Source organism: Achromobacter sp. HZ01 (assembly GCF_003267925.1).
Lineage (GTDB): Bacteria > Pseudomonadota > Gammaproteobacteria > Burkholderiales > Burkholderiaceae_B > Achromobacter > Achromobacter pulmonis_A.
In genome coordinates this window covers 384,833-410,582 of sequence record NZ_LWKV01000003.1, presented here as the reverse complement: position 1 = coordinate 410,582, position 25,750 = coordinate 384,833, and the positions used below count along the sequence as shown (strand labels likewise).

26 protein-coding genes and 1 pseudogene are annotated in these 25,750 nt (G+C 67.9%); 20 read left to right on the top strand and 7 right to left on the bottom strand.

The window, feature by feature from the left end:
* Nucleotides 1-12: 12 nt before the first annotated feature.
* Entirely contained in the window at nt 13-762 is a 750-nt protein-coding gene (locus A6B37_RS17985) for a helix-turn-helix domain-containing protein (RefSeq protein ID WP_111826523.1), read from the bottom strand.
* Nucleotides 763-1,136: 374 nt separating this feature from the next.
* On the opposite strand from A6B37_RS17985, the gene A6B37_RS17980 reads away from it, so the two are divergent.
* Genes A6B37_RS17980 through A6B37_RS17955 form a run of 6 tightly spaced genes read left to right on the top strand, consistent with a single transcriptional unit; the run spans nt 1,137 to nt 6,650 of the window.
* Nucleotides 1,137-2,423: an ABC transporter substrate-binding protein gene (locus A6B37_RS17980; RefSeq protein WP_168202243.1), complete on the top strand. Its 1,287-nt coding sequence runs from the start codon at nt 1,137-1,139 to the stop codon at nt 2,421-2,423.
* 11 nt (nt 2,424-2,434) lie between these two features.
* Nucleotides 2,435-3,334, top strand: a complete 900-nt coding sequence (locus A6B37_RS17975; RefSeq protein WP_102774305.1) for a branched-chain amino acid ABC transporter permease — start codon at nt 2,435-2,437, stop codon at nt 3,332-3,334.
* 3 nt (nt 3,335-3,337) lie between these two features.
* Nucleotides 3,338-4,297 carry a branched-chain amino acid ABC transporter permease gene (locus A6B37_RS17970; RefSeq protein ID WP_111826521.1) on the top strand — a complete coding sequence of 320 codons (960 nt, stop codon included), beginning with the start codon at nt 3,338-3,340 and terminating at the stop codon, nt 4,295-4,297.
* Entirely contained in the window at nt 4,294-5,037 is a 744-nt protein-coding gene (locus A6B37_RS17965) for an ABC transporter ATP-binding protein (RefSeq protein ID WP_111826520.1), read from the top strand. Before A6B37_RS17970 ends, A6B37_RS17965 begins: the two co-directional genes overlap by 4 nt.
* Nucleotides 5,037-5,714 carry an ATP-binding cassette domain-containing protein gene (locus A6B37_RS17960; protein ID WP_111826519.1) on the top strand — a complete coding sequence of 226 codons (678 nt, stop codon included), beginning with the start codon at nt 5,037-5,039 and terminating at the stop codon, nt 5,712-5,714. Before A6B37_RS17965 ends, A6B37_RS17960 begins: the two co-directional genes overlap by 1 nt.
* A 9-nt stretch (nt 5,715-5,723) precedes the next feature.
* Nucleotides 5,724-6,650 (top strand): carbon-nitrogen hydrolase family protein, encoded by a 927-nt coding sequence (locus tag A6B37_RS17955; RefSeq protein WP_111826518.1) that lies wholly within the window; start codon nt 5,724-5,726, stop codon nt 6,648-6,650.
* Between the two features lie 42 nt (nt 6,651-6,692).
* Here the strand turns inward: A6B37_RS17955 and A6B37_RS17950 are convergent, their stop codons facing one another.
* On the bottom strand, nt 6,693-7,292 hold the full coding sequence (locus tag A6B37_RS17950; protein WP_102774301.1) for a nitroreductase family protein: 600 nt from the start codon (nt 7,290-7,292) through the stop codon (nt 6,693-6,695).
* A gap of 273 nt (nt 7,293-7,565) precedes the next feature.
* Between A6B37_RS17950 and A6B37_RS17945 the strand changes: the two genes are divergently transcribed.
* From A6B37_RS17945 to A6B37_RS17895, 11 genes are all read left to right on the top strand, one after another.
* On the top strand, nt 7,566-8,702 hold the full coding sequence (locus tag A6B37_RS17945) for an FAD-dependent oxidoreductase (RefSeq protein ID WP_111826517.1): 1,137 nt from the start codon (nt 7,566-7,568) through the stop codon (nt 8,700-8,702).
* Between the two features lie 41 nt (nt 8,703-8,743).
* Nucleotides 8,744-10,189, top strand: coding sequence for a M81 family metallopeptidase (locus A6B37_RS17940; RefSeq protein ID WP_102774299.1), 1,446 nt, complete (start codon nt 8,744-8,746; stop codon nt 10,187-10,189).
* A 52-nt stretch (nt 10,190-10,241) separates the two neighbouring features.
* Complete coding sequence (locus tag A6B37_RS17935) at nt 10,242-11,813, top strand: ABC transporter substrate-binding protein (RefSeq protein WP_111826516.1); 1,572 nt, start codon at nt 10,242-10,244, stop codon at nt 11,811-11,813.
* A gap of 52 nt (nt 11,814-11,865) precedes the next feature.
* Nucleotides 11,866-12,801, top strand: coding sequence for an ABC transporter permease (locus tag A6B37_RS17930; RefSeq protein ID WP_111826515.1), 936 nt, complete (start codon nt 11,866-11,868; stop codon nt 12,799-12,801).
* Between the two features lie 11 nt (nt 12,802-12,812).
* A complete protein-coding gene (locus tag A6B37_RS17925; RefSeq protein ID WP_102774296.1) occupies nt 12,813-13,688 on the top strand; it encodes an ABC transporter permease in 876 nt (291 codons plus the stop codon).
* Nucleotides 13,689-13,696: 8 nt separating this feature from the next.
* Nucleotides 13,697-14,716 carry an ABC transporter ATP-binding protein gene (locus A6B37_RS17920; protein WP_111826514.1) on the top strand — a complete coding sequence of 340 codons (1,020 nt, stop codon included), beginning with the start codon at nt 13,697-13,699 and terminating at the stop codon, nt 14,714-14,716.
* An 8-nt stretch (nt 14,717-14,724) separates the two neighbouring features.
* Complete coding sequence (locus A6B37_RS17915; protein WP_102774294.1) at nt 14,725-15,720, top strand: dipeptide ABC transporter ATP-binding protein; 996 nt, start codon at nt 14,725-14,727, stop codon at nt 15,718-15,720.
* A gap of 12 nt (nt 15,721-15,732) precedes the next feature.
* Nucleotides 15,733-17,184 carry a D-aminoacylase gene (locus A6B37_RS17910; RefSeq protein WP_111826513.1) on the top strand — a complete coding sequence of 484 codons (1,452 nt, stop codon included), beginning with the start codon at nt 15,733-15,735 and terminating at the stop codon, nt 17,182-17,184.
* A gap of 72 nt (nt 17,185-17,256) precedes the next feature.
* The gene (locus tag A6B37_RS17905; RefSeq protein ID WP_246842510.1) at nt 17,257-17,904 is read left to right on the top strand and encodes an XRE family transcriptional regulator; all 648 of its coding nucleotides are present in this window, start codon (nt 17,257-17,259) and stop codon (nt 17,902-17,904) included.
* Nucleotides 17,905-17,952: 48 nt separating this feature from the next.
* Nucleotides 17,953-18,570: a hypothetical protein gene (locus A6B37_RS17900; protein WP_146748014.1), complete on the top strand. Its 618-nt coding sequence runs from the start codon at nt 17,953-17,955 to the stop codon at nt 18,568-18,570.
* A gap of 217 nt (nt 18,571-18,787) precedes the next feature.
* On the top strand, nt 18,788-18,967 hold the full coding sequence (locus tag A6B37_RS17895) for a hypothetical protein (protein WP_102774291.1): 180 nt from the start codon (nt 18,788-18,790) through the stop codon (nt 18,965-18,967).
* A 5-nt stretch (nt 18,968-18,972) separates the two neighbouring features.
* On the opposite strand, the gene A6B37_RS17890 is transcribed toward A6B37_RS17895, so the two are convergent.
* Nucleotides 18,973-19,560 (bottom strand): GrpB family protein, encoded by a 588-nt coding sequence (locus A6B37_RS17890; RefSeq protein WP_111826511.1) that lies wholly within the window; start codon nt 19,558-19,560, stop codon nt 18,973-18,975.
* Between the two features lie 24 nt (nt 19,561-19,584).
* On the opposite strand from A6B37_RS17890, the pseudogene A6B37_RS17885 reads away from it, so the two are divergent.
* Nucleotides 19,585-19,671 (top strand): annotated as a pseudogene (locus A6B37_RS17885) (integrase core domain-containing protein); the annotation flags it as partial.
* Between the two features lie 36 nt (nt 19,672-19,707).
* On the opposite strand, the gene A6B37_RS17880 reads toward A6B37_RS17885, so the two are convergent.
* The 3 genes from A6B37_RS17880 to A6B37_RS17870 form a co-directional block, all read right to left on the bottom strand.
* Nucleotides 19,708-20,868 carry an alpha-hydroxy acid oxidase gene (locus tag A6B37_RS17880; RefSeq protein ID WP_111826510.1) on the bottom strand — a complete coding sequence of 387 codons (1,161 nt, stop codon included), beginning with the start codon at nt 20,866-20,868 and terminating at the stop codon, nt 19,708-19,710.
* Entirely contained in the window at nt 20,865-21,869 is a 1,005-nt protein-coding gene (locus tag A6B37_RS17875) for a tripartite tricarboxylate transporter substrate binding protein (protein WP_111826509.1), read from the bottom strand. Before A6B37_RS17875 ends, A6B37_RS17880 begins: the two co-directional genes overlap by 4 nt.
* A gap of 74 nt (nt 21,870-21,943) precedes the next feature.
* Nucleotides 21,944-22,924 carry a tripartite tricarboxylate transporter substrate binding protein gene (locus A6B37_RS17870; RefSeq protein WP_102774287.1) on the bottom strand — a complete coding sequence of 327 codons (981 nt, stop codon included), beginning with the start codon at nt 22,922-22,924 and terminating at the stop codon, nt 21,944-21,946.
* A 188-nt stretch (nt 22,925-23,112) separates the two neighbouring features.
* Between A6B37_RS17870 and A6B37_RS17865 the strand changes: the two genes are divergently transcribed.
* Together A6B37_RS17865 and A6B37_RS17860 are read left to right on the top strand one after the other, a co-directional pair.
* A complete protein-coding gene (locus A6B37_RS17865) occupies nt 23,113-23,787 on the top strand; it encodes an RraA family protein (protein WP_168202242.1) in 675 nt (224 codons plus the stop codon).
* A gap of 71 nt (nt 23,788-23,858) precedes the next feature.
* Nucleotides 23,859-24,719, top strand: a complete 861-nt coding sequence (locus tag A6B37_RS17860; RefSeq protein WP_102774285.1) for an IclR family transcriptional regulator C-terminal domain-containing protein — start codon at nt 23,859-23,861, stop codon at nt 24,717-24,719.
* 25 nt (nt 24,720-24,744) lie between these two features.
* On the opposite strand, the gene A6B37_RS17855 is transcribed toward A6B37_RS17860, so the two are convergent.
* A complete protein-coding gene (locus A6B37_RS17855; protein ID WP_168202241.1) occupies nt 24,745-25,713 on the bottom strand; it encodes a tripartite tricarboxylate transporter substrate binding protein in 969 nt (322 codons plus the stop codon).
* Nucleotides 25,714-25,750: the final 37 nt, after the last annotated feature.

The following is a 25,750-nucleotide window of genomic DNA, read 5'->3' as shown; positions in this document are numbered from 1 at the left end:
GGCCCGCCCGCCTCAGCCTGCGGCTTCGGGCGGGTGGCTCAGCGACCAGATCGCGTCGAACAACGTGCGCTGCAAGGCGGCGAATTCCTCGCTTTCGATGATGAGCCCGTAGTTCTCGCGCCGCGACGACACCAGCGCGACGCGGTGGTCGTAGATCAGCGCGGTCATTGAGAGCGTCATGTGTTCCGGCGCGAAGCGCAGTTCGCGCAGCTCGTCCACGCTGGACGGCCAGATGTCGGCGGTGTCGCGGCTGCGCGAGCGCACAACCTTCATGTGGATGCCCAGGGCGATCCGCTCGGCGCGATAGACGTCGATCTCGTCCAGGCCGGGCGCGTCCTCCAGCTCGGACATGGAAAAGATCGCGCGCAGCTGCTTGGACTCGGCCGACAGCGAATCGCGCAGCACCGTGCGCACGCCCTCGGCGCCTTCGTAGAAGCGGATGTTGGGCTTGCCCTTGGCCTGGTTATAGAGCGAGCGCAGCTGCGGCATCATGTTTTCCAGCATCTGCCGGCGCGCCTGCGCCTGCTCCAGCAGCACGCTGGGATCGAGCGCGGTGACGAAGCGCCGGCTGCCGCGATCGTCCAGCGCGATCAGCCCGTGCTCCTGCAGACGCGTGACGGCGTCGTAGACCGTGGTGCGCGGCAGCCCCGCGCGCGTGGCGACCTCCGACACGGGCGCCTCCCCCAGCTCTATCGCGGCGCGATAGACCTTGAACAGATTGCCGCTGATGCCCAGGCGGGCGAGTTGATCTTCTACATCCATTGCGCCGGTTCGCTCGTTGTTGGTGAATGGCCAGAGCCACCTGCCGCAGTGTAACGAAGCGCTCTGCCATTCAATCTGTCGGAATAATCCGACTTAAAAAATTCAAGTCGGAGTTTTCCGACACTATATCCCTTTGGCCACTCAAATCACCGGAGAAGGAAACAGGGAAAACACCTAGTTTTACTAACTTATCATTAATAATCAATGAATTAAATAAACTTCCCAAGATAAAACCGGCACATGCGACATTGACGCATATACCCGACAAACTTACGATTCGGCGTCATGATTCCCGTAAAACGGGAAGCAAAAGAAATCGATGTCGGAAATTTCCGTCATCTTTGTCCGGACGCGTACACCCAGGGGAGTCACTCATGCGCCTATCCCGTAAAACCGCACTGGCCACGGTCAGCGCCCTTTTGCTGTGCGCCAGCGCAGCCCAGGCCCAATCCGACCGCAGCGTCCGGATCGGCATCTCGACCTTCCTGTCCGGCGCCGGCGCGGTGTTCGGGGTGCCGGCCCGCGACGCCGCCGAACTGGTGGCCGCCGACATCAACCGCCAGGGCGGCATCAAGGGCGCGCAGGTGAAGCTGACGTTCTTCGACGAGAACCAGGGCGTGGACAACACGGTTATCGAGTACAAGCGCCTGGTCGAATCGAACCAGGTCGACGCCATGGTGATCGGGCTGTCCAGCTCGACCTGCCTGGCGGTGGCGCCGGTGGCCGAGCAGCTCAAGATGCCGACCCTGCTGTGGGACTGCGGCACCGCGCGGCTGTTCGAGGAACAGCGCTACGACCACGTGTACCGCACCGCCGACTACACGCCCTCGAACAACGTGGCCGCCGCGCTCTACCTGCTCAAGGACATGCCGCAGGTCAAGACCATCGCCGGCATCAACCAGGATTACGCCTTCGGCCGCGACAACTGGGCCGCGTTCAAGGAGGCGGTGCAGGCGCTGCGGCCGGACGTGAAGTTCGTGGCCGAGCTGTTCCCCAAGCTGGGCACGGCCGACTATTCGACCGAAATCTCGCGCCTGTCGGCGCTGCGCCCCGACGTCGTCTTCACCACGCTGTGGGGCGGCGACATGAACACCTTCGTCAAGCAGTCGTCCTCGCGCGCGCTGTTCCGCACCAGCCGCCTGGTGGCGCCCAACGGGCAGAGCTCGCTGGAGCAATTGGGCAAGACCTTCCCGGCCAACGCGATCGTGGGCATGCGCGGCGACAGCTGGGCGTTCAACCCGGCCATGCGCGACAACGCGCAGCACCGCAAGTTCGTGGAAGACTTCCGCGCCAAGACGCGCGCCTATCCCAGCTTCCCCGCCTACCACATGGCCCAGGCCCTGTCGGCCGTGCGCCAGGCGCTGGAACAGCGCTGGGACGGCCAGCCCGCCACGCTCAAGACCGCGCTGCTGCAAGGCTGGGACGGCCTGCAGCTGGACGACTACACCGGCAAGCTGGCCATCCGCGCGGACCACCAGGCCATGGAAGGCCAGCTCTACGGCGTCAGCAAGCCGGCCGAGGGCCAGCCGTTCCTGACGCTGTCGCGGCTGGCGCTGATTCCGCCCGAGCTGGTCTCGCCGCCGGTGGGCGAAAAGACCGACGACTGGCTGCGCACGCTCAAGCCGTCGCTGCTCGAACAGATCTCCATCCCGGCTGAATAACGGCGGCGACCATGCAGCAAACCCTATTGTTGGCGCTCCTGGACGGGCTGGCGCAGGCGTCGGTCTCGTTCATGGTCGCGGTGGGGCTGAGCCTGATCTTCGGCATCATGCGCATCCTCAACATCGCCCATGGCAGCTTCTACGCGCTGGGCGCCTATACGGCCGCGGCGCTCGGCCTGTGGCTGGCCGGCCCCGACGGCGGCGCCTGGACCTATCCCGCGCTGCTCGCGGCCGCGCTGGTGGTCGGGCTGGCCCTGGGCCCGGTAATCGAGCGCGTGCTGCTGCGGCGCGTCTACGGCAAGGAACCCTCGCTGCAGATCCTCATCACCTTCGGCATCTTCATGATGCTGGAGGACGCGCAGAAGCTGCTGTTCGGCGTGGAGCCCATCTTCGCCGACGCGCCGCTGGCGCGCCTGGGCATGCTGGAGATCGGCGGCATCTACTACACCGTCTACCAGCTCGTGCTGCTGCCGGCCGCGGCGGTGGCGGTGATGGCGGGCCTGACCTGGTTCTTTTCGTACACGCGCCAGGGCAAGCTCATCACCGCCGTGATCGAGGACTACGAGGTCGCCTGCACGCTGGGCGTGAACGCCAGGCGCGTTTACCTGCTGACCTTCACGCTGGGCGCCATGCTGGCGGCGCTGGGCGGCGCGCTGGCCTCGCCCACCACTTCGCTGGTGCCGGGCATCGGCGCCGACACCATCGTGCTGTCCTTCGCCATCGTGGCCGCGGCCGGGCTGGGCCATTTCCAGGGCGCGGCGGTGACCGCGCTCATCATCGGGCTGGGCCAGGCGCTGTGCGTGCACCTGTACAGCGAAATCGCATCGGTCGTCCCCTACGTGGTGATGACGCTAATCCTGCTGGTCCGGCCCTACGGGCTGTTCGGCCGCGCGCAGGTGAAGAGGGTTTGAATCATGCAATTTTCTCTACGCGACAAGGCGCCCGTGCTGCTGGCCGCGGCCATCCTGCTGGCCGCGCCCGCGATGGCGCCCGGACTGCGCGCCATCCTGTTCATGGCGGTCGCCGAGGCGGTGGTGGCGCTGGGCATCCTGGTGCTGCTGCGCGCCGGCCAGATCTCCTACGGCCACGCGCTGTACTTCGCCGCCGGCGCCTATGCGGTGGCGTTCGGATCGCGCTGGCTGGGTCCGGAACTGCTGCTCACGCTGCCTTTCGCCGTGGCGTGCAGCGCGCTGCTGGGCGCGGCGCTGGGCGCCATCCTGGTGCGCTACCGCGACATCTTCTTCGCCATGCTGAACCTGGCTTTCTCGATGGTGGGCTTCACGCTGCTGCTCAAGCTCTATGACCTGACCGGCGGCAGCGACGGCCTGACCGTCGCGCAGCACCGCTACGCCGGCCTGGCGCTGCCGGCCGACGACTACGGCCCGGCCACGTATGCGCTCGCGGTGGCGCTGCTGGCGCTGGCGCTGCTCGCCACCTCGCGCTATCTGGCCTCGCCCCAGGGCCAGGCGCTGTCGGCGCTGAAAACCAACGAGACCCGCCTGGAATACCTGGGGGTGTCGGGCCGCGCCGTGCTCTACCGCGCCTACGTCGCCTCGGCGGCGCTGGCCGGCCTGGGCGGCGCGCTGGCGGCGCTGGGCACCGGCCACGTCACGCCCGAACTGGGCTACTGGACCAAGTCCGCCGAATTCGTGTTCATCGCGGTGCTGGGCGGCGTGGGGCACGTGGCCGGCGCGCTGGCCGGCGCGGTGGGCTTCGAACTGCTGCGCAGCTACGCCAGCGCCGCGGCCGCCAACGCCTGGCAGCTCATCATGGGCGCGGTGCTCATACTCATCGTGCTGTTCGCGCCGCAAGGCCTGTGCGGCCTGGTCAGGAAAGCGGGCGCGGCCCGCGCCGCCAAGAAGGCCTCGGCATGAGCGCGCCCATCCTGCAGGCCCGCGGCCTGCACATCGAATTCGGCGGGGTCAAGGCCGCCAACGGCGTGGACCTGACGCTGCACGCGGGCGAACTGGCCTCCATCATCGGCCCCAACGGCTCGGGCAAGACCACCTTCCTGAACCTGTGCACGGGCTATGTGCGGGCCTCGGCCGGCAGCGTGCAGTTCGACGGCGTGGAACTGACGCGGCTGCCGCCGCGCCGGATCGCCCGGCTGGGCATCGCGCGCGCCTTCCAGCTGCCGCAGCTCTTCACCGAACAGACGGTCGAACAGAACCTGCTGCTCGCCATCGCCGCGCGCCGCGGCTTCTGGCGGCTGTCGCCGCTGTCCACCCCCGAGGCGCGCGACGAAGCCGCGGCGCTGCTGCGCCTGTTCCACCTGCAAGGCCACAGCAAGCGCGAGATCGGCTCGCTGCCCGAAGGCGTGCGCAAGCTCATCGACATCGCCGTGGCGCTGGCGCTCAAGCCGCGTCTGCTGCTGATGGACGAGCCGACCAGCGGCGTCAGTTCACAGGAGAAATTCGCCATCATGGACATGCTCATACCCGTGCTGCGCGACCAGGGCATCACCGCCCTGCTGGTCGAGCACGACATGGAACTGGTCGAACGCTACATGGACCGCGTGGTGTTCTGGAACGCCGGCCAGGTGGCGGCGGTCGGCACGCCGGCCGACATCCTCCAGCGCGAGGACGTGCTGCGCGACGTGGTGGGAGCGATGTGATGCTGCATATCGACCGACTCACCGCCCGCATCGAAGGCGCCGCCGTCCTTCGCGAAGTCGGCCTGGATCTGTCCGCCGGCGAAACGCTGGCCCTGATCGGACGCAACGGCGCGGGCAAGACCTCGCTGCTGCGCGCCATCATGGGCGTGCTGCGCGCCGACGGCGGCACGCTGCGCTTCGACGGACAGGACCTGCGCGCCATGGACGCGCACCGGCGCGCCGGCCTGGGCATCGGCTACGCGCCCGAGGAACGCCGCCTGATCGGCAAATTCTCGGTGCTGGAGAACATCATGGTGCCGGCCTGGGCCTGCGGCCTGCCCGCGCGCGCGGTGCGCCAGCGGCTCGACCTGATCTACGCCGTGGCCCCCGAGCTGCCCGCGCTGAGCGCGCGCGCCGGCGGCCTGCTGTCGGGCGGCCAGCAGAAGATGGTGGCGCTGGGCCGCGCGCTGATGGCCGGCCACCGGCTGGTGCTGCTGGACGAACCGTTCCAGGGCCTGGCCCCGGCGCTGGCGCTGCGCTATGCGGACAGCCTGCGCACGCTGCGCCGCCAGCAGCCCGAGCTGGCCATCATCATCACCGAATCCAACCCCAAGTTGCTCGACGCCATGGCCGATCGCACCCTGTCGATCGAACGGGGCGCCATTTCCGCGGCAGACGCCGCCAGACAGACCCACTAAGGAGTCCCTATGCATTTGCGAGCCGCGGTGATCCAGACCGCATCGGTTCCCTTCGACAGCGCCGCCACCACCAGGAAGGTGGTCAAGCTCATCCTGGAGGCTGCCGCGCAGGGCGCGCGCCTGCAGGTGTTCCCCGAGGCCCTGCTGTCGGCCTATCCCAAGGGCGCCGACTTCGGCGCGCGCGTGGGCGGACGCCTGCCGCGCGGACGCGATGAGTTCCTGCGCTACTACGACAGCGCCATCGACGTGCCCGGCCCCGAGACCGAACAGATCGCCGAGGCCGCGCGCGAAGCCGGCTCGTACGTGGTCATCGGCGTGATCGAGCGCGACGGCGGCACGCTGTACTGCACGGTGCTGTTCTTCTCGCCCGAGGGCGAACTGCTGGGCAAGCACCGCAAGCTCATGCCCACGGCGATGGAGCGGCTGGTCTGGGGCTACGGCGACGGCTCCACCCTGCCCGTGTTCGACACGCCCTTCGGCAAGCTGGGCTCGGTGATCTGCTGGGAGAACTACATGCCGCTGCTGCGCATGGCGATGTACGGCAAGGGCATCCAGCTCTACTGCATGCCCACGGCCGACGACAAGGATTCTTGGCTGGCCACCGCCCGCCACATCGCGCTGGAAGGCCGCTGCTTCGTGCTGACCGCCTGCCAGTACCTGACCCGCGCCGACTTCCCGGAGGACTACGACGCGATCCAGGGCAACGCGCCCGACACCGTGCTGATGCGCGGCGGCAGCGCCATCATCAGCCCGCTGGGCGAGGTCCTGGCCGGACCGGACTATGAGGGAGAGTGCATCCTGACCGCCGACCTGGACCTGGACGACATTGCGCGCGGCAAGTTCGATTTCGACGTGGTGGGCCACTATGCGCGGCCGGACATCTTCCAGCTGGTGGTCGACGAATCGCCGACGCCGCCGGTCGTGCTCAAGCGCTGACCGGCGGGCGCGACGTCGGGCGCCCGCGGGCGCCCGGTGCGATCAGCCGATCACGCGGAAGCGTTCGGCGTCGTCCATGAACGGCTTCTCGCCGAAGCCGTTCTCATTGGAGCCGAACGGCATCTGCGCGCGCAGCTTCCAGTAGGCCGGGATATTCCACTGGCTCGCCACGGCGGCGTCGATCAGCGGGTTGTAGTGCTGCAGGCTGGCGCCCACGCCGGCGTTGGCCAGGGCGGTCCAGACCGACAGCTGCGCCATGCCGCCGGCCTGTTCGGACCAGACGGGGAAGTTATCGGCGTACAGCGCGAACTTCTCCTGCAGGCTGCGCACCACGTCCTGGTCCTCGAAGAACAGCACGGTGCCCACGCCGGCGGCGAAGCTCTTGAGCTTGGCCTCGGTCTTGTCGAACCCTTCGGCCGGGGCGACCTTGCGCACTTCCTCGATGGCGATGTCCCACAGTTTTTCGCTTTCCGCGCCGAACAGGATCACGGCGCGCGAGCTCTGCGAGTTGAACGAGGACGGGCTGTGCTTGATCGCTTCCTGGATCAGCGTCGCCAGTTCATCCTTGGGCATCGACAGATTGCGGCCCAGCGAATATTGGGTGCGGCGCTTCTTCAGCGCTTCGAGGTAAGCATTGCTCATGACGATATGACCTTCCGACTGGTAGATAGAGAAACGTGCATGAGGAATTCTACGGCCGGCGATGGCGTAAAGCGCCGATGCGGCCGCGTTTCCGGCCGGAACAAACCGTTCCACTCATGCGCCAAATCTTCCGGCATCGCGGATGCGCCCATGCATTACAGGCCGGCCTGAAGCCTGCCGAGCCCATCAGGGCTTACCCCTATTACCCGTCTGCCGCCAAAAAACTATCGTATTCGAGAATTATCAAATAAGAGAATTCTCGGTTCCGACAAAATGACAGCAGAGCCCCTATACGATTACGCCGTGATCGGCGCCGGCATCGCCGGCGCCTCGGTCGCCTACCGCCTCAGCGCCACGGCCTCGGTCGCCGTGTTGGAACGCGAGCCCCAGCCGGGCTATCACTCCACCGGCCGCTCGGCGGCCATGTTCATGGAAACCTACGGCACCGCGCAGATCAAGGCGCTCACGCGGGCCAGCCGCGCCTTCTACGAAAACCCGCCGCCGGGCTTCAGCGACACGCCGCTGCTGCATCCGCGCGGCGTGCTGTACGTGGCGACGCCCGAACAGGAAGGCCTGCTGCACCAGGTGTATGAAGACTTCCGCAGCCAGTCGCCCAACGTGAGGCTGATCGACGCCGGGCAGGCGCTCGCCCGCGTGCCCTGCCTGCGCGCCGAACAGCTTTGCGGCGCCATCGAGGAGCCGGACGCCCGCGACATCGACGTGCACGCCCTGCACCAGGGATTCCTGCGCGCCATGACGCGCCAGGGCGCGGCGCTGCTCAACCGCGCCGAAGTGGTGGCCGCGGTCCACGCCGACGACGCCTGGACGCTGACGCTGGCCGACGGCCGCCAAGTGCGCGCGCGCGCCGTGGTCAACGCCGCCGGCGCCTGGGCCGACCAGGCCGCCGCCCTGTGCGGCGCGCGCCAGGTCGGGCTGCAGCCGTGCCGCCGCACCGCCTTCACCTTCTCCGGCCCGCAGGACGTGGATTTTTCGCGCTGGCCCGCGGTGGTCGGCGTCGACGAAAGCTATTACTTCAAGCCCGACGCCGGCCAGCTGCTGGGCTCGCCCGCCAACGCCGATCCGGTCGAGGCGCACGACGTGGTGCCCGAAGAACTGGACGTGGCCACCGGCATCTACCGGATCGAGTCCGCGACCTCGCTCACCATCCGCCGCCCCCGGCACACCTGGGCCGGGCTGCGCTCCTTCGTGCGCGACGGCGACTTCGTGGTGGGCTGGGACCCGGAGGCGCCGGCGTTTTTCTGGCTGGCGGCGCAAGGCGGCTATGGCATCCAGACCGCGGCGGCGACCTCGGAGCTGGCCGCCGCGCTGCTCATGCGCCAGCCGCTGCCGGCCCATCTGCACATGCACGGGGTGGACGCCGCCGCCGTGCGTCCCGCGCGCCTGCGCTGATTGTTCATCGACCCCCAACTCTCTTTACGCGGAGCGGCAGCATGAGAATATTTTCCGGGTCCCTCGCGACCGAGACCAACACCTTCTCTCCCATTCCCACCGGGCTGTCCGCCTATCGCGCGCGCGGCTACTACCCCGCCGGCCAGCATCCCGACCGCATGCAGATGTTCTCCGGCCCGCTGTGGGCCGCGCGCCAGCGCGCGCAGGGCAAGGACTGGACCCTGATCGAAGGCATGACGGCCGGCGCCACGCCGGCCGGCATCACCACCCGCCATGCCTACGAAACCCTGCGCGACGAACTGCTGGACGACCTGCGCCGCGCCGGCAAGGTCGACATCGCGCTGTTCGGCCTGCATGGCGCCATGGTGGCCGACGGCTACGACGACTGCGAGGGCGACCTGCTGCGCCGCGCGCGCGAGATCGTGGGACCCGATACCGTGATCGGCGCCGAGCTCGACCCGCATTGCCACCTGACCGCGACCATGACGGACAGCGCCGACTTCCTGGTCTGTTTCAAGGAATATCCCCACACCGACATCCTGGAGCGCGCCTACGACCTGGTGGACCTGTGCGTGGCGCGCGCCGAAGGCCGCATCCGCCCCACGCGCGCCGTGTACGACTGCGAGATGATCTCCATCATGCACACCAGCCGCGAGCCGATGCGCGGCTTCGTGGACCGCCTGCTGGCCATGGAAGGCAAGGACGGCGTGCTGTCGGTGTCCATCGCGCATGGCTTTCCGTGGGGCGACACGCCCGACATGGGCTCCAAGGTGCTGGTCTACACCGACGGCGACCAGGCCGGCGCCGACGCGCTGGCGCGCGCGCTGGGCGCAGAGATCATCGGTTTTCGCGACCAGCTCGCGCCGCCCTACCCGGGCGCCGACGACGCGCTGGACCAGGCGCTGGCGCTGGACGATTTCCCGGTGGTGCTGGCGGACTCCGCAGACAACGCCGGCGGCGGCGCGCCCAGCGACGCCACCTTCATCCTGGAACGCGTGCTGGCGCGCGGCATCCGCGACGTGGCCACGGGTCCGTTCTGGGACCCGGTGGCCGTGCAGCTCTGCTTCGAGGCCGGCGTGGGCGCGCAGATCAAGCTGCGCATCGGCGGCAAGGTCGCGCCGGTCTCGGGCCGGCCGCTGGACCTGGACTGCGAAATCCTGGCGCTGCAGCGCGACGCCGTCATGACCGGCCTGGCCGGCACGCCGGCCCTGCTGGGCGACACCGCCATCGTGCGCAGCCAGGGCGTGACGCTGGCCCTGACCACCAATCGCACCCAGGCCATGGGCACCGACCTGTTCACGCAGTTCGGCGTGGACCTGGCGGCCATGAAACTCATCATCGTGAAATCGTCGCAGCACTTCTACGCCTCGTACTCGAAGGTGGGCCGCCACGTCATCTACGTGGAGACGCCGGGCGCCATCACGCAGGACTACAACGCGTTGCCGTTCGTCAAGCGCAAGCTGCCGAAATGGCCGTTCACGGCGTGAAGCGCCATCCACCGCCGCCCGCCACGGGCGCCGCAAGACCAAGGGGAAAACAATGATCCGACGTATCAGTTTGCTGGGCGCAGCCGCCCTGCTGGCCATCGGCGCCGCCGCCGGCGCGGCCGCGCAGACCAAGACCCTGCGCCTGGTGCCGCACGCGGACCTCAAGACGCTGGACCCGCTGTTCAATACCGCCTACATCACGCGCAACCACGGCTACATGGTGTTCGACACCCTGTTCTCGCAGGACGGCAAGGGCCAGGTGCAGCCGCAGATGGTGGACACCTGGACCGTGTCGGAGGACGGCAGGTCCTGGCGCTTCACGCTGCGCCCGGGCCTGAAGTTCAACGACGGCACGCCGGTCAAGGCCGAGGACTGCGTGGCCTCGATCCAGCGCTGGGCCAAGAAGGACACGCTGGGCCAGGCCATGATGGCCGCCGGCGCCGAGCTTGCCGCCACCGGCGACAACAGCTTCACGCTGACCTTGAAACAGCCCTTCGGCCTGGTGCTGGACGCCCTGTCCAAGCCTTCCGGCATGCCGCCCTTCATCATGCCCAAGCGCCTGGCGATGACGGACCCCAACACCCAGGTCACCGAAATGGTCGGCTCCGGCCCGTTCCTGTTCAAGCGCGACGAATGGGTGCCGGGCAACAAGGTGGTGTACGTCAAGAACCCCGCCTACGTGCCGCGCGCCGAGCCGGCCGACGGCCTGGCCGGCGGCAAGCAGGTCAAGGTGGACCGGGTCGAATGGGTCTACATCCCCGACGGCAACACCGCGACGGCGGCGCTGATGAACGGCGAGGTCGACATGATCGAACAGACCACGCCGGACTTCCTGCCGGTGCTGGAAAGCAATCCGGACATCACGCTGAACACCTCGGTGTCCTCGCAGGGCATGGTCGTGCTCAACTCGCTGCATCCGCCCTTCGACAAGCCGCAGGCGCGCCAGGCCCTCTACTACCTGGTCAGCCAGAAGGAAATGCTGTCGGCCATGGGCTACCCCGAGAAGTACCGGGTCGACTATTGCGCCACGCTCTATGTCTGCGGCTCGCCCCTGGCCACCGACGCCGGCGCCGCGCCCTACGCCAAGCGCGACCCGGAACGCGCCAAACAGCTGCTGCAGGAGGCCGGCTACAAGGGCGAAAAGGTCGTGGTGCTGTATCCGACCGACCACATCAGCGCGCCGGCCGTCATGGTCCTGGCGCAGAACATGAAGAAGGCTGGCATCAACGTGGACCTGCAATCCATGGACTGGGCCTCGCTGGCCGCGCGCCGCCTGAAGAAAGACCCGCCCGCGCAAGGCGGCTGGAACATCTTCCTGACCTGGGGCGGCTATTACGACGCCAGCACGCCGGTGACCAACCCCTGGCTGTCCGCGGCCTGCGGCAACAGCCTGCCGGGCTGGCCCTGCGACAAGGAGCTGGACGCGCTGCGCACGCAATGGATCCGCGAAACCGACGCGGCCAAGCGCAAGCAGATCGCCGCGCAGCTGCAGGCGCGCGCCTACCAGACGGTGCCGTACGTCATGTGGGGCGAATTCAAGCCGGTCTCCGCGTTTCGCGGGCTGCAACACACCGAGCTGCTCAAGACCGGCATCCCGGTGATGTGGAACATCGAAAAACCGTAAGGCAGACGCCGGGCGCGGCTTGCGCCCGGCCGCAAGCCGGGGGGAAAACAGCGTGAAATTCATACTGCGCCGCGTCGCGGCCGTCATTCCCGTCATGGCCGTGGTCGCGGTCGTGGTGTTCCTGCTGATCCACCTGTCGCCGGGCGACCCGGCGGCCGTCATCGCCGGCGACAACGCCACCGCCGACGACGTGGAGAAGATCCGCCAGAACCTGGGCCTGGACAAGCCGCTGCTGCAGCAGTTCGGCATCTGGGTCGCGCACATCGCCAGCGGCGACCTGGGCACCTCCATCGCCACGCGGATGCCGGTCTCGGAACTGATCGGCCAGCGCATGGGCCCCACCCTGTCCATCGCCGCCTTCACCATGCTGTTCGCCGTGGTCGCGGCGATACCGCTGGGCGTGCTGGCGGCCTGGAACGCCGGACGCTGGCTGGACCGGCTGGTCATGGTGGGCGCGGTCTGCGCGTTCTCGGTGCCGGTGTTCCTGATCGGCTACAGCCTGGTCTACGGTTTCTCCATCAAGCTGGGCTGGCTGCCGGTGCAGGGCTACAAGCCGCTGTCGGCCGGCCTGGCGCCCTACCTGCGCCACCTGGTGCTGCCCTGCCTGTCGCTGGGCCTGGTGTATATGGCGCTGCTCACGCGCATGACGCGCGCCACCATGCTGGAGGCGCTGTCCGAGGACTACATCCGCACCGCCCGGGCCAAGGGCCTGTCGGCCGGCCCCATCGTATGGCATGCCTTGAAGAACGCCGCCAACCCCATCGTCACCACCATCGGCGTGGGCGTGGCGCTGCTGATCGGCGGCGTGGTGGTCACGGAGACCGTGTTCGCCATTCCCGGCCTGGGCCGCCTGACCATAGACGCGGTGCTGCGCCACGACTATCCGGTCATCCAGGGCGTGCTGCTGGTGGCCTCGGGCATCTACGTGCTGATCAACCTGCTGGTCGACCTGAGCTACCGGCTCTTCGATCCGCGTATCCGCTACTGACGGGGAAACGCATGACTACCGCAACCCTGCCGCTGCCCGCCAGGCGTACGCGCCTGCGCCGCGCGCTGAAATCGCTGCGCCGCCACCCGATGCTGTATGCCGGCGGCGCCATCCTGCTGCTCCTGGCCGCGATCGCGCTGGCCGCGCCGTGGCTGGCCACGGTCGATCCGCAGGACATCAATCCGATGGCGCGCATGAAGCCGCCCTCGTCCGAACACTACTTCGGCACCGACGCCCTGGGCCGCGACGTCTACTCGCGCACGCTCTGGGGCGCGCGCGTGTCCCTGGTGGTCGGCCTGGTGGTGGCGGCGGTCGCCACCGCGGGCGGCGTCGCGCTGGGCATGGCGGCCGGCTATTTCCGCCGCCTGGACGCCGTCATCATGCGCATCATGGACGGCCTGATGGCCATTCCCGGCGTGCTGCTGGCGATCGCGCTGATGGCCACGCTCAAGGGCGGCCTGGGCACCGTGATCGTCGCCATCGTGATCCCGGAAGTGCCGCGCGTCGTGCGCCTGGTGCGCGCGCTGGTGCTGACGATACGCGAGCAGCCCTACATCGAGGCCGCGGTGTCCTGCGGCACGCGCGTGCCGGCCATCCTGCTGCGCCACGTCCTGCCCAACCTGTTCGCGCCGCTGATGGTGCAGGCCACCTTCATCGCGGCCTCGGCCATCCTGACGGAGGCCGTGCTGAGCTTCCTGGGCGTGGGCATCCCGCCGCAGATACCGAGCTGGGGCAACATCATGGCCGAGGGTCGCAACTTCGTGGCCGTGGCCTTCCACATCATCCTGTATCCCGGCCTGTTCCTGGGCGTGGCCGTGCTGGCCGTCAACCTGGTGGGCGACGGACTGCGCGACATGCTCGATCCGCGCCTGGCCAAAAAGCTGTAGGAGCGTCCATGCAAACCCGACCCGTCCTGAGCGTGCGCGACCTCACCACCTGTTTCGACGGCGACGAGACCACGGTGGTCGCCGTCGACGGCCTGTCGTTCGACCTGATGCCCGGCGAAACCCTGGGCCTGGTGGGCGAATCCGGCTGCGGCAAGAGCGTGACCTCGCTGTCCATCATGCGTCTGCTGCGCGCCCCCGGCCGCAATGCCGGCGGACGCATCGAGTTCGACGGCCAGGACCTGCTGACCCTGCCCGAGAAAGCCATGCGCGCGATCCGCGGCAACCGGATCTCGATGATCTTCCAGGAGCCGATGACGTCCCTGAACCCGGTGTTCACCATCGGCCGCCAGATCAGCGAATCGCTGATGCTGCACCAGGGCCTGTCGCGCCGCGACGCCCTGGCCCAGGCCGAACAACTGCTGGACCTGGTGCAGATCGCCGACCCCGCGCGCCGCGTGCGCGAGTACCCCTATCAGTTGTCCGGCGGCATGCGCCAGCGCGCCATGATCGCGATGGCGCTGGCCTGCCAGCCCAAGGTGCTGATCGCCGACGAACCCACCACCGCGCTGGACGTCACCATCCAGGCGCAGATCCTGCACCTGCTGCGCGACATCCAGGCGCGCCTGGGGACCGCCATCGTGCTGATCACGCACGACCTGGGCGTCGTGGCGCAGATGTGCCAGCGCGTCATCGTCATGTACGCCGGCCGCAAGGTCGAGGAAGGCGGCGTGGACGACGTGCTGGACCGCCCGCAGCATCCCTATACCCGGGCGCTGATCCGATCGCTGCCCGATTTCGTCGACGGCCAGGGCCACGACGCCCGGCTGGCCGAGCTGCCGGGCATCGTGCCCGTGATGACGCCGGCCTCGCGCGGCTGCGCCTTCGCCGCGCGCTGCCCCGAGGCGCAGCCGCGCTGCCGCGACGCCGCCCCGCCCGCCGTGGACGCCGGCAGCCGCCACCGCGTCTGGTGCTGGGCGCGCGCCGAAGGACTGGCCGCCGCGCCCGCGACCGGCGCCCTGACCGCGTGAGAGCCGCCATGAACCTGCACGATATCCCCCTCGCGCCCGCCGCGTCCGCCATGTCCGCATCCGCCGCGCCCATGCTGGAAGTCATCGACCTCAAGAAGCACTTCCCGGTGGACGGCGGCAAGGTGCTGCGCGCCGTCGACGGCGTGTCGCTGTCGGTGCCGCGCGGCCAGACGCTGAGCCTGGTCGGCGAATCCGGCTGCGGCAAATCCACCACCGGCAAATGCCTGATCCGGCTGGCCGAACCCACCGCCGGCCGCATCCTGCTCGAAGGCCAGGACCTGGCGGCGATGAACGGCCGCCAGCTGCGCGCCATGCGCCAGCGGGTGCAGTTCATCTTCCAGGACCCGTTTTCGTCCATGAATCCGCGCATGCGGGTGCGCGACATCATCGGCGAGCCGCTGCGCAACTTCGGCCACGGCCGCGCCGCGATCCGCGAGCGCGTGGCGCAACTGCTGGCCCGCGTCAGCCTGCGCCCCGACGCCGCCGACCGCTACCCGCACGAATTCTCCGGCGGGCAGCGCCAGCGCATCGTGATCGCGCGCGCGCTGGCGCTGGACCCCGGGCTGATCGTGTGCGACGAGCCGGTGTCGGCGCTGGACGTCTCGGTCCAGGCCCAGGTCATCAACCTGCTGATGGACCTGCAGCGCGACCTCGGCCTGACCTACGTGTTCATTTCGCACGACCTGAGCGTGGTGCGCCACATCAGCCACCAGGTGGCCGTGATGTACCTGGGCCGCATCGTCGAAAGCGGCCCGCGCGACGCCATCTTCGGGCGTCCGGCCCATCCCTATACCCGCGCCCTGCTGGCCGCGGTGCCGTCCGCCCGCCGCGGCGAGCGCACGCCGGTCGAGGTGCTCAGGGGCGAAATCCCCAGCCCCCTGTCGCCGCCCTCGGGCTGCGCGTTCCGCAGCCGCTGCCCCATGGCCCGGCCGCGCTGCGCCGAAGAAACCCCGCTGCCGCGCCACGTCGCCCCCGGGCAGCAGGTCGCCTGCCACTTTGCCTAGACGGAGATACGCATGTCCCAGCCCGACGCCACCCCGTTCGATTACATTCTTGCCGGCGGCACCGTCATCGACGGCGCCAACACCCCCGGCCGCCGCGCCGACGTGGGCGTGCGCGGCGACCGCATCGCCGCCGTCGGCGACCTGGCCGGCCATACCGCCGCACGCCGCATCGACGTCGCCGGCAAGGTGGTGGCGCCCGGTTTCATCGACTCCCATACGCACGACGACAACTACCTGCTCAAGCGCCGCGACATGACGCCCAAGATTTCGCAGGGCGTCACCACCGTGGTCACCGGCAATTGCGGCATCAGCCTGGCGCCGCTGGCGCACGCCAATCCGCCCGCGCCGCTGGACCTGCTGGACGAAGGCGGCTCCTATCGCTACGAACGCTTCCGCGACTACCTCGACGCGCTGCGCGCCGCGCCCGCCGCCGTCAACGCCGCCTGCATGGTGGGCCACTCCACGCTGCGCGCCGCCGTCATGCCCGAGCTGCAGCGCGAGGCCACGCCCGCCGAGATCGAGGCCATGCGGGCGCTGGCCGACGAAGCCCTGGCCAGCGGCGCCATCGGCATCTCCACCGGCGCGTTCTACCCGCCCGCCGCCTGCGCCAGCACCGAAGAGATCATCGAAGTCTGCCGGCCGCTGGCCGCGCGCGGCGGCGTCTACGCCACCCACATGCGCGACGAAGGCGAGCACATCGTCGCGGCGCTGGAAGAAACCTTCCGCATCGGCCGCGAACTGGGCGTGCCCGTCGTGATCTCGCACCACAAGGTCATGGGCAAGCCCAACTTCGGCCGCTCCCGCGAAACCCTGGCCCTGATCGAGGCCGCCATGGCCGGCCAGGATGTCTCGCTGGACGCCTACCCCTACGTGGCCGGCTCCACCATGCTCAAGCAGGACCGCGTGCTGCTCGCCGGCCGCACCCTCATCACCTGGTGCAAGCCCTGCCCCGAACTGAGCGGGCGCGACCTGGACGAGATCGCCGCCGAACGCGGCAAGTCCAAGTACGACGTGGTGCCCGAACTGCAGCCGGCCGGCGCCATCTACTTCATGATGGACGAGCCCGACGTCCAGCGCATCCTGGCCTTCGGCCCCACCATGATCGGCTCGGACGGCCTGCCCCACGACGAGCGCCCGCACCCGCGGCTGTGGGGCACCTTCCCGCGCGTGCTGGGGCACTACTCGCGCGACCTGGGCCTGTTCCCGCTGGAGACGGCCGTCTGGAAGATGACCGGCCTGACCGCCGCCCGCTTCGGCCTGGCCGGACGCGGCCAGGTGCGGCCCGGCTACTACGCCGACCTGACGGTCTTCGACCCGGCCACCGTGGCCGACTCCGCCACCTTCGAGCGGCCCACCGAGAGCGCAGCCGGCATCCATTCGGTCTACGTCAACGGCGCGCCGGTCTGGCAGGACCAGGCCTTTACCGGCCTGCACGCCGGGCGCGTGCTGAACCGGGCCGCCTGAACCGGGCGCAACCTTTACAATCCGGCAAACGCGGCGGGGCTTGCGGGCCCCAGCCCCAGCCCTCAACCCTTGATGCCAGACCGCTACATGGCCCTACCCGGCAAGACCGTTCCGCCCGAAATCGTGGGCAAGGAAGAAATGGGCGCTCGCCTGCGGGCCGAGCGCAAGGCAAGAAAACTGACCTTGCAGGAAGTCTCCCGCGCCAGCGGCATCGCGGTGTCCACGCTTTCCAAGGCCGAGCTGGGGCAGATCGCCCTGAGCTACGAGAAATTCGGCGCGCTGGCCCGCGCGCTGGACGTCGACATGACCCGGCTGTTCATGCTGGGCGACGCCTCCCAGGCCGCCGTCGCGCCGACCTACGTCAAGAACAAGCTCGGCGACGCCTGCGACTATGTCACGGAGAACTACCACTACCGCCTGCTGATGGGCGAATACCCGGGCAAGAAAATGACGCCCATGGTCGCCCTCATCGACTCGCGCAAAGTGGTCGAGTTCGAGGACTACATCCGGCATCCCGGCCAGGAATTCGCCGTGGTGCTGTCGGGCAAGGTCCGCATCCAGTTCGAGAACGGCGACAGCGTCGTGCTCGCCAAGCACGAAACCGCCTATTTCGACAGCAGCATCGGCCACGTCTACCTGTCGCTGAGCAAAAAGCCGGCCGAAGTGCTGGCGGTCTGCAGCGACACCGACGAAGTGCCCTCGCGGCTGAAACCCGCCTGACTCGCGTACCTGGCGCCGATACCGCAACGACGATCACGACAAGCAGCAATGCGCATCACCCCCACACTGACTCTTTGCGCGGCCCTGGCGGCCGGCAACCCCGCCCTCGCACAACCCGTGCTGCGCGACATCGGCGCCATGCTTTCCGGCGCCAAAAGCGGCAGCGCCATCTCCCGCAGCGACCGCGGACTGCTGCTGGAAACGCGCCACTGCATCGACGGCCAGGCGCCCGTCGCCGCGCAGCTGCGCGGCCAGCTCGGCGTGGCGCACGAGGCTGCCCTGCTCGACCTGTTCCAGCGCATCCTGTGCGCCCGCTCCGACGACGGCATGAGCAAACTCTCCATCGCCCGCTACGGCGAGGACGCGGCCGACTCGTTCGGCACCGGCATGACGTTCTACTCCGGCAGCAAGGAACTGGGCGAATGGCCCATCGAGATCGAAAGCCACAGCCCGCGCGACGAGGCCTATATCTCCATGCTGGGCCTGACGCCGAACAGTCCCATCAGCGGCGTCTCGCTATGGCAGACCCCGTCGCCCGGCCGCGTGCGCGTCTGGTTCGCGCCGTTCCTGCACAGGCCTTCGGACGCCATGACCTACGACTTCGAACTGCGCGGCGAGCGCTGGGTCTGGGTCGCGGCCGTCTCCTCCTCGCGCATATTGGGCTAGCGTGCGCCGCCGGCATCAGACTGTCATATAAGCCGGCGATACTGACTCCGCAATGCGCGCAACTCCCCGGCATCCCCGGGGAAAGGCCCGGATATCTCTGGATATCCCTGGATATCCATATGAAAGGTAATTCGTTGCCGCGCCTTGCCGGCCGGCCTACGATGCCTGCCATACCCCGGGCCAGACGCCCGTACCAAGGTTCCACGAAGGTTCCAATATGCAACGCCTGATATCCCCGATCCTGAGCCGCCGTCCGGCGCTGCTCGCCGGCCCCCGCAGCGCGCGCCGCTATGACGCCGTCGTGTCCCTGCAGGCCTACCGCGAAGCCCGCCAGCTGCGCGAATCCGCCCAACGCATCCTCGCCGTATCCGCGCGCTACATGCTGCCGGGCGCCTGAGCGCCTTATAGAAAGCCGGCCGCGCGGAACATGCGCTCGTAGATCTCGCGCAGCGTCGCCTCCTTGCGCTTGTTGTACGCCATCACCTGCATCGCGCCCACGGCCGCGGACTGCTTGGCCCGCGCATACAGGTCGCGGTCCGCCGGATTGGCGCGCAGCCAGTCGCGGAACATCCGGTGCCGGATATTCTCCGGACAATCGGGCCCGAACACATGCAGGTTCGCCGCCGGCGCCTCCAGCCGCAGCGCGCGGTGCTGATGCCAGGACGGCTCGCGCAGCGCCAGCACATAGCCGATCGCCTCCAGCGGCCCCACGTAGTCTTCCTCCCGCGCCGGATCGGCCACGGTCAGGTCGATGTCGATCACCGGCTTGGCCGCCAGCCCCGGCACCGCCGTGGACCCCATATGCTCCACGTCCAGCGCCGCCGGCCCCAGCGCCTCGCGTATCGCCGCGGCCAGCGCCTCGTAGCGGGCCGGCCATCGGGGATCGTAGGGCACGACTTCCACCGGCGCCGGTGCCGGCCGGCCTCGGACCCAGGGGTCTTCGTCCGGGTCCGATTCGTGGTGTTTCATGATTTCTTCGGGTGTCGCCATGCGATATATCCTACTGCGGCGAACGACGGTCTCGATTACACACGCCCAGGCAAGCCGACGGATAATGGGCTGATCGAATCGTTCAACCGCCGGCTGCGTGATGAATTCCTTAAGGAGCGCATTGGGGCAACTATCTGCTCGCGAAGATCAAGGGCGCGACACGATGAAGTCGCTTCCCAGCTCCGCCAGGTCGCGGCACCCGAGCAACCCCAGGTTGCGGTCGATTTCGGTTCCCAAAATGTCGATGATGCGCGCCACGCCGGCCTGTCCGGCCACGGACGCGCCATAGAGAAAGGGGCGGCCCAGGAACACCATGCGCGCGCCCAGCGCGATGGCCTTGAGGACGTCGGCGCCGCGGCGAAAACCGCCGTCGACCATCACCGGGAAATTCGGGCCCACCGCGGCGACGACCTCGGGCAAGGCGTCCAGGGCGCCCTGCGCGCCGTCGAGCTGGCGTCCGCCGTGGTTGGAGACGATGACGCCGTCCAGGCCCATTTGTTCCGCCAACTGCGCGTCGCCGGGATGGGCGACGCCCTTGAGGACGATGCGGCCCGGCCAGATGTCGCGCATCCAGGCCAAGTGCGACCAGTCCAGCCGGTCGCGGCCGCCGCGCAGGCCGCCCTTGGGTTCTTCGGTGATGCGGTAGCCGCGCGTATCGGCGACCACGTTGCAGAAGCGCGGCACCTGCCGGTCCGAAAGCAAGGTGCGGAGAAACACGTTGGCGGACCAGCGGGGATGGCGCAGCCCGTCCCAGAGCAGGCCGCCGCTGAACTTGAACGGAATGGTGAAGCCGTTGCGCTGGTTGTTCTCGCGGTTCGCGCCCACGGGCGTGTCGATGGTGACGACCAGCACGTCGACCTCGTTGGCCCGCAGGCGCTGCAGCAGCGGTTCGATGACGTCCTTGTCGCCGGGGATGTAGCCCTGGTACCAGAAATCGGCATCGGCCTGGCGCACGGTTTCCATGGCCAGCGTGGAAAGGCCGCTGAGCACGAACGGAATTTTCGCCTCTGACGCGGCCTTGGCCAGGTCCCATTCGCAGCGGTGGCGGCACATGGCGGTCATGCCCATGGGCGCGATCCCGAAAGGATGCCGGTACTGCCTTCCCCAGAGTTCCACGGCCTGCGTGCGCTGCGCGACGCCGACCAGGCCGCGCGGACGGAACTGGACCGAACGGAACGCCTCGCGGTTGGCTTGCAGCGTCAGGCAGTCTTCGGTGCCGCCGTTGACGTAGCCGAACACCGCATGCGGCAGGACCGCCTTGGCCGCACGCTCGTAGTCGCCTATCGACAGGAGTTTCTTTGAGTTCATTGGAGTTGGATGTTCGCTTCGGTGACTTTGGCTTTCCAGAAATCCCGTTCGGCACGCACGCGCTGGGTGAAATCGGCGGAAGAGGTGCCGGTGATCACAAAACCGAGGGACTCCATTCTTTCCTTGAATTCCGGGGTCTTCTTGACTTCGGCAATGCCCGCTTCCAGCTTCTTGAGCACATCGGGAGGCAGTTTCGCCGGTCCCATCACGCCCGTCCAGCCTCCAACGTCCACGCCCTTGAAGCCGCTTTCTTCCATCGTGGGAACGTTGGGCAGCATGGCGTTGCGTTGCTTGGAAGTGATGCCCAGCGCCCGCACCTTGTCGCTCTTGGCGAGCCCGATGGCCGCATCGGTCTGGGCGAACACGAAACTGACCTGCCCCGCCATGACGTCATTGAGCGCCGGGGCATTCCCCTTGTAGGGAACGTGCAGCATGGGCGCGTTGGCGGACCGGGAAAACAGTTCGCCCGCAAGATGGTTGGTGCCGCCCAGGCCCGAGGAACCGTAGCTGACGGCCGTCGGGTTCTGCTTGGCGAATTCCACCAGTTCCTTGAGATTCGCCGCCTTGATCTGAGGCCCGGCGAGCAGAACCAGGGCGTAGTCGACCAGATCGGATACCGCGGTGAAGTCCTGCGTGACGTCGTAGCGGAAGCTGGGCTGCGTGAGCGGCGCGATGGCCGTCACCGGGGACACCATGATCCCCAGCGTATAGCCATCCGAAGGCGCGCGCGCCAGGGCCGTCAAGGCGACGATGCCGCTGGCGCCCGTGCGGTTCTCGACCACCACGGGCTGGTTCCACAGCTTGCTCAGGCCGAAGGCGAGCTGGCGCGCTATCAGGTCCGTGGGTCCCCCGGCGGCGTAGGGCACCAGAAAGGTCACCTGCTTGGCGGGGTAGGCGGCGGCCGCCTCGTCCTTGGCATGCGCGGGCACGCCCGTCATGCCGGCCGTGACGATGGCCAGGGCCAATGCCGCCTTGATGGCGGAACGCCGATTTGCTTTCATATTTGTCTCCTGTTTTTATCTTTTCGTTCCACGCTTGCCGCCTTTGTATCAAAGGCGGCGCAACGGATCCGTTCTCAATCGATGGTGATGTTCGCGGCCTGGACCGTCTTGCCCCACATATCCCGCTCCTGCAGGATGAAGCGCTGGAACTCGTCCGGCTGCATGGCGCGGGGCGCTACGCCCATGTCCGCGAAGCGTTGGATCACTGCGGGAGCGGCCAGCGCCTGCACCATCGCCTGATGCAGCTTTCCGATGACTTCCTTGGGCGTGCCCGCCGGCGCCACCATGCCGTTCCAGGCCGACACGTCGAAGCCGGGGATGGTCTCGGCGATGGCGGGCACCTCGGGCGTCATCGGGGAACGCTGGGCGGTCGTGACCGCAATGGCCTTGAGCTTGCCCGCCTTTACATGCGGAAGCGCGGAGATCATCGTGTCGAAGCTCAGCTCGCATACTCCCGCGATGGTGTCCGTGATCGCGGGCGCGCTGCCCTTGTAGGGCACGTGCGTCATCTGGATCTGCGCGCGGTTGCAGAATAGTTCGCCCGCCATGTGGGTGGAATTGCCGGTGCCTGAGGTGGCGAAGTTGAGCTTGCCCGGACGCGCTTTGGCGTATGCGATGAATTCCGGCAGCGAGTTGACCTGCAGGCTGGGATGCACCACCAGCATGATGGGCCCTTCCTGCAGAAAGCCGATGGGCGAAAAACTGCTTGCGAGGTCATAGCCGGGCTTCTTGTACAGCCAGCTGTTGATCGGGTGAGCCGTGGTGAGAATACCGATCGTGTAGCCATCGTTGTCCGACCGCGCCAAGGCCTCGAGCCCCAGGTTTCCGCCGGCGCCGGGGCGGTTTTCCACCACGAAGGTCTGCCCCAGCGCGCGGCCCATGCCTTCGGCCGCCAGCCGAGCCGCGATGTCGGTGGACCCGCCGGGCGTGAAAGGGACGATGACCCGGACGGGCCGGCTTGGCCAGTCGCCGGAGGCGAAGGCCCGCGGGGCGAAGGCGCCGACCAGCGCCGCGGCTGAGAGTTGTTTGAGCACGGTACGTCGAGTTTCACGCATGTATCCAGTCTCCTTGTATTTGGACCTTTGCCGTCCAGATATGCAGAGCCATCGTCGCCTGGCTCTGCCACTCGGCCACACAAACAAAGGTAATTCACTAGACGAAATTAATTAATCATCCATTGAAAGTTTTATTTCTTTATTGTAATTTTGGCATGCATCATCATTCAATTTGGAGAAGAACGCAAGTGCCTATCCATCAAGGAACCCGTCCCGAGACCTCCCCTGAACTGATCAAAGCGTTCGAGGGCCTTGCCACCAGCACCATCGGTAATGTGCTCGACGACCTCGGTATCGGCAGCATCGGCCTGAACCTCGGGCCGGTCGCGCCGGGAATGCGATTCGTCGGCGCCGCGCTCACCGTCAAGGAAGTCACGGGCGCGAAGAACGCCTACCTGCCCTCCGAGTTCGGGCTGGGCGCCGTCGTCGACATGTGCCGGCCCCTGGATGTCGTCGTGATCGACAACGGCGGCCAGCAGGTGTCCACCTGGGGCGGGGTGGCTTCAGTGGCGGCCGTGCAGAACGGCGTCGTGGGGCTGGTGGTGGACGGCGGCGTGCGCGATGCCGACGAGATCATCGAACTGGGGTTCCCGGTGTTCTCGCGCCACGTCGTGCCGCTGTCGGGCAAGACGCGGGTCAAGGTCATCGAGATCAATACCACGGTGAAGATCGATGGCATGCCCGTGCATCCGGGCGATATCATCATCGGGGACTCCAGCGGCCTGGTGGTGGTGCCGCGCGATCGGGCGGCGGAAGTGGCGCAGCGCGCAAGCGAACTCGAACACCAGGACAGGCTGGCCAGCGACGAAATCCGGGCGGGACTTTCGTTCACGGAAGCGCTGCGCAAGTACGCTAAACTCTGATCCGCAGCTTGGCCGGAGCGCGTCAGCGGCTGGACTCCAGCCTATGCGTGCCCCGCCTTGTAGACCAGACTATGCCGAGACCACGTAAAAATCCTGCATCTTCCACCGCCGCCGGGACGGCCGCACTGACCGATAGCGCCAAGGGGAGCGGGCCGCTGGCCGGCACCCTGTTGCGCGGACTGGCCCTGCTGGACACCCTGATCGCCGCAAGCCACCCGATGACGCTCGCGGAACTGGCCTCCGACGTCAAACTGGATCTAAGCACCACGTTGCGCCTGTTGAGAACGCTGGAGGACGCCAAGCGCGTCCTGCGCATCGGCGACGGCAAATACTATCTGGCCTCGCCTTCCACGCTGCGTCCCCTGGGGTTGAAGCACCCGCTGGAAGAACTGCGCCGCCAGGCCGATCCGCTGGTGCGCGGCCTCGCGAACAAGGTGAACCAGTCGGTCGTGCTGGTAGCCTATATCGGCGGCGAGCGGGTCGTGGTCGATGTGATGCAGGCGGGCACTTCGCTCAATCCGTATTACTCGACCTGGCTGCATGGCCCCATGCATGCCTCCGGTCCGGGCAAGGCCTTGCTGCTCGCATCCGATCCGGCCAGGCGCGAGGCGCTGCTGGGCAAGCCTCCCTATGCGGCGCGGACCAGCAAGACCCTCACGACGAAGGCGGCGCTGGACGCGGATCTCAAACGGGCCGCGGAGAACGGCTACGTGCTGGTGCGCGACGAGTTCTACGATGGCCTGAGCGCCATTGCGGCCAATTATTATTCCTGGGACAAGACCGCGCTTGGCTGCCTGGCGATCACGGCCTATTCCGAAAGCTTCGACGACGAGACCGTCGCGTTCGTCGCCAGGGAACTGCTGGCCTGCACCCGCCTGATGCCGCTCCAGGTGCCCGCTCTGCAGCAGATCGCGCAACTGTCCGGCCGTTGACGGCGGCCGGACGGCGCCATCGCGGTCAGTCCTGAGGCTGGATGCCCGCGGCCGCGGCAACACGCTTCCAGCGCTCGTTCTCGGCGATGATGAATCGGCGGAACTCTTCCGGCGAAGATGGCGAGGGCTGCACGCCGGAGGCGGCGAAGTTCTGCTTGATCTCATCGGATGCGAGAATCTTCACCAGGGCCGTATTCAGCTTCTCGACGATCTCCCTGGGCGTTCCCGCCGGCGCGAGCAGGCCCTGCCACGACGAAGCCTCGAATCCCGGTATGCCTTCCTCGCTCACCGTGGGCAACTGCGGCGCGGCGTCGGAACGCTTGTCGGCGGTGAGCGCCAGCGCCTTGACCTTGCCGGCCTTGACCAGCGCGCCCATGGTGGAATAGGGATCGATCATGAAGCCGATCTGTCCGCCCAGCATCGCCTCGATCGCGGGGCTCGTGCCCTTGAAGGGGACATGGGTCATCTTCACGCCCAATTGCGCGTTGAAGGCTTCGGTGATCAGCTGGTACGAACTGCCGGACGTGCCATAGAACATGTCGCCTTGAGGGCGCGCCTTGAGGTAGGCCGCGAGCTCCTGGATGCTGTCGGCCGGCACCGCCTTGCCCACGACGATGACCAGCGGCTGCTTGGCCACCAGGCCGATGTGTTCGTAGCTCTTGACCGGGTCGTACCGGATCTGCCGGTACATCACGGGGTTCGTGCCCAGCGGGGCGATGCCCGCCACCAGCAGGGTATAGCCGTCGGGCTCCGCCTTGGCGGCCGCTTCGCACCCTATCATGCCGCTGGCCCCGGGCCGGTTCTCCACGATGACGGGCTGCCCGAGCTCGGCGCCGAGATGGTTGGCGATCGTGCGCCCCATCACGTCGGTGATGCCGCCCGCGGCGAACGGGACGATGATGCGGATGGCGCGCTGCGGATAATCCGCCGCATGCGCAACGGTCGCCATCGCGGCCGCCGAGAACAGGAAAAGGCTGCCGATCAGTTTCTTCATCTTCTTGTCTCCTTCAGTGGATGGGGAACCGCTCACC

Coding starts and splice junctions, on each gene's coding strand:
- A6B37_RS17925 (WP_102774296.1), top strand. CDS start 12,813: ATGACTACCGCAACCCTGCCGCTGCCCGCCAGGCGTACGCGCCTGCGC.
- A6B37_RS17950 (WP_102774301.1), bottom strand. CDS start 7,292: ATGAGCAATGCTTACCTCGAAGCGCTGAAGAAGCGCCGCACCCAATAT.
- A6B37_RS17905 (WP_246842510.1), top strand. CDS start 17,257: ATGCCAGACCGCTACATGGCCCTACCCGGCAAGACCGTTCCGCCCGAA.
- A6B37_RS17935 (WP_111826516.1), top strand. CDS start 10,242: ATGATCCGACGTATCAGTTTGCTGGGCGCAGCCGCCCTGCTGGCCATC.
- A6B37_RS17875 (WP_111826509.1), bottom strand. CDS start 21,869: ATGAAAGCAAATCGGCGTTCCGCCATCAAGGCGGCATTGGCCCTGGCC.
- A6B37_RS17890 (WP_111826511.1), bottom strand. CDS start 19,560: ATGGCGACACCCGAAGAAATCATGAAACACCACGAATCGGACCCGGAC.
- A6B37_RS17940 (WP_102774299.1), top strand. CDS start 8,744: ATGAGAATATTTTCCGGGTCCCTCGCGACCGAGACCAACACCTTCTCT.
- A6B37_RS17915 (WP_102774294.1), top strand. CDS start 14,725: ATGAACCTGCACGATATCCCCCTCGCGCCCGCCGCGTCCGCCATGTCC.
- A6B37_RS17965 (WP_111826520.1), top strand. CDS start 4,294: ATGAGCGCGCCCATCCTGCAGGCCCGCGGCCTGCACATCGAATTCGGC.
- A6B37_RS17920 (WP_111826514.1), top strand. CDS start 13,697: ATGCAAACCCGACCCGTCCTGAGCGTGCGCGACCTCACCACCTGTTTC.
- A6B37_RS17955 (WP_111826518.1), top strand. CDS start 5,724: ATGCATTTGCGAGCCGCGGTGATCCAGACCGCATCGGTTCCCTTCGAC.
- A6B37_RS17985 (WP_111826523.1), bottom strand. CDS start 762: ATGGATGTAGAAGATCAACTCGCCCGCCTGGGCATCAGCGGCAATCTG.
- A6B37_RS17895 (WP_102774291.1), top strand. CDS start 18,788: ATGCAACGCCTGATATCCCCGATCCTGAGCCGCCGTCCGGCGCTGCTC.
- A6B37_RS17860 (WP_102774285.1), top strand. CDS start 23,859: ATGCCGAGACCACGTAAAAATCCTGCATCTTCCACCGCCGCCGGGACG.
- A6B37_RS17910 (WP_111826513.1), top strand. CDS start 15,733: ATGTCCCAGCCCGACGCCACCCCGTTCGATTACATTCTTGCCGGCGGC.
- A6B37_RS17980 (WP_168202243.1), top strand. CDS start 1,137: ATGCGCCTATCCCGTAAAACCGCACTGGCCACGGTCAGCGCCCTTTTG.
- A6B37_RS17975 (WP_102774305.1), top strand. CDS start 2,435: ATGCAGCAAACCCTATTGTTGGCGCTCCTGGACGGGCTGGCGCAGGCG.
- A6B37_RS17855 (WP_168202241.1), bottom strand. CDS start 25,713: ATGAAGAAACTGATCGGCAGCCTTTTCCTGTTCTCGGCGGCCGCGATG.
- A6B37_RS17970 (WP_111826521.1), top strand. CDS start 3,338: ATGCAATTTTCTCTACGCGACAAGGCGCCCGTGCTGCTGGCCGCGGCC.
- A6B37_RS17960 (WP_111826519.1), top strand. CDS start 5,037: ATGCTGCATATCGACCGACTCACCGCCCGCATCGAAGGCGCCGCCGTC.
- A6B37_RS17870 (WP_102774287.1), bottom strand. CDS start 22,924: ATGCGTGAAACTCGACGTACCGTGCTCAAACAACTCTCAGCCGCGGCG.
- A6B37_RS17900 (WP_146748014.1), top strand. CDS start 17,953: ATGCGCATCACCCCCACACTGACTCTTTGCGCGGCCCTGGCGGCCGGC.
- A6B37_RS17880 (WP_111826510.1), bottom strand. CDS start 20,868: ATGAACTCAAAGAAACTCCTGTCGATAGGCGACTACGAGCGTGCGGCC.
- A6B37_RS17945 (WP_111826517.1), top strand. CDS start 7,566: ATGACAGCAGAGCCCCTATACGATTACGCCGTGATCGGCGCCGGCATC.